This is a genomic window from Actinomadura meyerae (genome assembly GCF_900188445.1).
GTDB classification, from domain to species: domain Bacteria; phylum Actinomycetota; class Actinomycetes; order Streptosporangiales; family Streptosporangiaceae; genus Spirillospora; species Spirillospora meyerae.
This window is the reverse complement of sequence record NZ_FZOR01000090.1, coordinates 1-5,006: the sequence shown is the minus strand read 5'-3', so window position 1 is coordinate 5,006 and position 5,006 is coordinate 1. Positions and strand designations below refer to the sequence as shown.

At 67.9% G+C, this 5,006-nt stretch carries 1 protein-coding gene; it reads left to right on the top strand.

The window, feature by feature from the left end; translation table 11 throughout:
• On the top strand, positions 1–5,006 hold a 5,006-nt coding region (locus CHF16_RS38920), incomplete at both ends, for a type I polyketide synthase (protein WP_143228368.1).

Below are 5,006 nucleotides of genomic sequence, written 5' to 3'. Positions count from 1 at the left end.
GCCGTCATCAACAGCCCCACCAGCACCACCATCAGCGGCGCCCCAGACGCAATCCGCCAACTGGTCGACCACTACAAGGCACAGGACGTCGACGCACGACTCATCCCCGTCAACTACGCCTCACACTCACCCCACGTCGACACACTCCGCGACACCATCCTGCACGAACTGGCCGACATCACCCCCACCACCGCCAACACGCCCTTCTACTCCACCATCACTGGCCAGAAATTCGACACCACCGGACTGACAGCCGAGTACTGGCACACCAACCTCCGCAACACCGTCCACTTCGCAACCACCCTGCGAAACCTCCACCACGACCACACCACCTACATCGAAATCAGCCCCCACCCCATCCTCACTCCGGCCATCCAGCACACCCACCCTGATGCTCAGGTCGTCGCAACCCTGCACCGCAACCACCCACCCCACACCCACTTCCTCAACCAAACAGCACAACTCCCCACCACCAACTACACACCCCTCTACACACCACACAACCCCCACACCACACCCCTCCCCACCTACCCCTTCCAACACCGGACCCACTGGCTGCACGCCAAACGCGAAGTCAGTGATGCCGGTGACCTCGGGCTCGATTCCCCAGAGCACGCTCTTCTCGGCGCGGCCACCGAAATCTCGAACAGCGGTGTCGTCCTCTTCTCGGGCCGCGTTTCGCTCCAGACTCATCCTTGGCTGGCCGACCATGCGGTGCACGGCACGGTTCTGTTCCCCGGCACCGCGTTCGTCGACCTCGCGCTCCACTGCGGCGAGCAGGCGGGATCGCCGCACATCGAGGAACTCACCCTCCAGAGTCCGCTGGCCCTGCCCGAGCAGGGCGCGGTCGATCTCCAAGTCACCGTCGAACCCACCGGCGACGACAACCGGCGCGCCATCACCGTCCACTCACGGCCGGCCGATCGCCAGGGCCCATGGACGCAGCACGCGTTCGGCGCGCTCGCACCGCGGACGGTTGCCGAGGTGTCCGCGGCCGACTCGTCACCTCCGGCCGGTTCGACGCCCCGAGACCTCGCAGGTCTCTATGACCGGCTCGCCGAACGCGGCTACGACTACGGCCCCACCTTCCAGGGACTCATACACGCCTGGCAGCACGGCGACGACCTCTACGCAGAGATCACCCTCCCCGACGACACCGACACCACCGGATACGGCATCCACCCCGCCCTCCTCGACGCCGCGCTCCACATCCTGATCCCGGCAGGCCCCGGGGACGAGCCGGTCCGGCTGCCATTCGTCTGGCAGGACGTCTCCCTTCATGCCACCGGCGCGACCGCCGTCCGGGCACACCTGCGGACCACGGGGGACGGGCAGTACCGGATCACGGTCACGGACGCACAGGATCGCCTCGTCGCCAGCGTCGGCCTGCTCGGTACCAGGCCGATCGAGCCCGCCGAGCTTGCGAACATGGACACCAGCCGGCAAGGGCCTCTGTTCAAGCGAGTGTGGGAGCCTCTCAAGCTCGGCGCCAGGTCCGCTAAGGCACGTCCTTTCGTCCTGGTCCGCGTGGAGGAGCCCGGCCCGCTCGGTCTGGACGGTGCCACGAAACAGGTCCCCGACCTGGCGACTTTCGTCGCCTCCCTGGATGACGGCGCTCCCGCGTGCGACCTCCTGGTTTGGCCGTGCCCCCATGACTCCGCCGTTGACACCATCGGGAAGACCCGCCGTGTCATCCACGAGACCTTGGCCTTCCTCCAGGAGTTCCTGTCGGACGATCGGCTGGCCGATCACCAGCTGGCGATCGTCACGCGCGGAGCCGTGGTCACCGGGTCCGGCGACCGGATCGAAGATCTCGCGCAGGCCGCGGCCCGCGGTCTGATCCGCAGCACCCAGGCCGAGCATCCGGACCGCATCGTCCTGATCGACATCGACGGAGACCGGGCCTCTTCCGCCTCGCTGCACACGGCGCTCCGCTTGGACGAACCCGAGCTGGCGATCCGCAAGGGGAAGGTGTCGGCCCCGCGCCTCGGCCACGTCCGGACCGGCGAGGGCGAGGCGGGCCATGGGCTCGATCCAGACGGCACCGTCCTGATCACCGGCGGCACCGGGACTTTGGGCGCCATCATCGCCCGGCACCTGGCCGAACGCCACGGCGTGCGGCGGCTTCTGCTCACCAGCCGTTCCGGCCCCGACGCTCCTGACGCCGACGCGCTGGAGGCGCAGCTCACGGCGCTGGGCGTCTCGGTCACCATCGCTGCCTGCGACGCCTCGGACCGTACGGCGCTCGCCATGCTGCTCGCGGACATCCCGGCCGAGCATCCCCTCACGGCCGTCGTCCACGCGGCCGGGACGATCGACGATGCCACCGTCACCGCGCTCGACGCCGCCCAGCTCGATCGTGTGCTCACCCCCAAGGTCGACGCGGCATGGCATCTGCACGAGCTCACCAAGGACAAGGACCTCAGCGCGTTCATCCTGTTCTCCTCGCTGGCCGGAACGCTCGGCTCTCCCGGGCAGGGGAACTACGCGGCGGCCAACGCCTTCCTGGACGGCCTCGCACGCCATCGACGCGTCCTCGGCCTGCCCGCGGTCAGTCTCGCGTGGGGGCTTTGGAGCCGGGCAAGCGGCATGACCGCTCACCTGACCGAGACAGACCACCACCTCATGGCCCAGTCCGGTTTGGCTCCGCTCACCGTCGACCAGGCCCTCGGCCTCTTCGACAGTGCCCTTGTGTCGGCCGAACCCGTGCTGGTCCCCGCCAATCTCAACGTCAGGAAACTCCGGAGGCGGAACGCCGCCGCGCCTCCCGCAGCGCGCGAACCGGGCACAACCGTCCTCGACCAAGACGGCCTCCAGAACCTGGTACGCGCCACCACGGCGGCGGTCTTGGGTCATGAGCGCCCCGAACAGGTGGAGACAGCGCAGGCTTTCAAGAACCTCGGGATCGACTCGCTGACCGCCATACAGATCCGCAACCGGCTCGCCGAGGCGACCGGCCTGCGACTGCCCGCCACGCTGGTGTTCGACCACCCGACACCCGAAGCCCTGGCCCTCCACCTCCACCAGCGGCTCCAGGGGGAGCACAGGCCCGGCGCCGCGGTCGCCACCACGGTCGCACGCGACGAGCCGATCGCCATCGTCAGCATGGGGTGCCGATTCCCAGGCGGGGTCGCCTCGCCCGAGGACCTGTGGACACTGGTCGAGCAGGGCCGCGACGCCATCACCCCGTTCCCCGACAACCGGGGCTGGGACCTGGACGCCCTCTTCGACCCCGACCCCGACGCCCCCGGGAAGTCCTACGCGCGCGAAGGCGGGTTCCTGCACGACGCCGACCAGTTCGACGCCGCCTTCTTCGGCATCTCACCCCGCGAAGCCACCGCCATGGACCCCCAGCAGCGACTCCTGCTCGAAGTCGCCTGGGAGACCATCGAACGGGCGGGCATCGACCCGATCAGTCTCCAAGCGACCCGGACCGGGGTCTTCGCCGGCGCCATGTATCACGACTACGGCGCCCGTTTTATCGAAGCACCGGAAGATTACGAAGGGCACATCGGCAACGGGAGTGCGGCCAGTGTCATCTCCGGCCGTGTCTCCTACTCGCTGGGGCTTCAGGGCCCGGCGGTGACGGTCGACACCGCGTGTTCCTCCTCGCTGGTGGCGTTGCATCTGGCCGCGCAGGCCCTGCGCGGCGGCGAATGCGACCTCGCACTGGCCGGCGGCGTCACCGTCATGTCCACACCCGGCCTGTTCATCGAGTTCAGCCGCCAACGCGGACTGGCCCCCGACGGCCGCTGCAAACCCTTCTCCGCCGCAGCCGACGGCACCGTCGGCGCCGAAGGCGCCGGCCTCGTCCTCCTCGAACGCCTCTCCGACGCCCAACGCAACAACCGACACATCCTGGCCGTCATCCGCAGCTCCGCCATCAACCAGGACGGCGCCTCCAACGGCCTCACCGCACCCAACGGACCCTCACAAGAACGCGTCATCCAACAAGCACTCGCCAAAGCCCACCTCACCCCCGACCAGATCGACGCCGTCGAAGCCCACGGCACCGGCACCGCACTCGGCGACCCCATCGAAGCCAACGCACTCCTCGCCACCTACGGCCACAACCGCGACCAACCGCTCTACCTCGGCTCGATCAAATCCAACATCGGCCACGCCCAAGCTGCCGCCGGAATCGCAGGCGTCATCAAGATGGTCCAAGCCATCAACCATGCCCATCTACCTCAAACCCTTCACGCACAGGAAGGGAATCCGGAGGTCGACTGGAGCACGGGCGAACTCTCATTGCTCACCGATGCGCGGCCATGGCCTGAACATGATCGGCCCCGGCGTGCTGCTGTGTCGTCATTCGGGATCAGCGGTACCAACGCCCACCTCATCCTCGAACAGGCACCCGCGCCTGAAGCCGAACCCGTCCAGGCTTCCATCAACGAGTCCGAGCCAGCACAAGTGGATTGGCGCTTCTCCGCCAAAACACCAGAAGCGCTACGCACCCAAGCCCACCAGCTTTTGGACCATCTCGACCGGCATCCCGAACTCACGCCAGTGGATGTCGCGCTTCAGTTGGAGCGGCGGACCAGCACCTTCCACCACCGCGCCGCCATCACCGGAACCGATATTGACCACTTCCGCACCGCGCTCCAGGCGCTCACAAGCGGGCAGCCCGCGCCCGGCCTGGCCGTCACACCACCCGATGTAGACCCCAACGGCAAACTCGCCTTCCTCTACACCGGCCAAGGCTCCCAATGGCCCCACATGGGCCACGACCTCTACACCACGAACCCCGTCTTCGCCCACCACCTCGACCACACCATCACCGCTCTAGACCCCCACCTCCCCGAACCACTCCACACCGTTCTGTTCGCCCCACCCGACAGCCCTCAAGCGCAACTCCTCGACACCACCCTCTACACACAACCCGCAATCTTCGCCGTGCAGACCGCCCTGCACCACACCCTCACCCACCACGGCATCACCCCCCACTACCTCGCCGGACACTCCATCGGCGAAATCACCGCCGCACACCTCGCCGGCGTCCT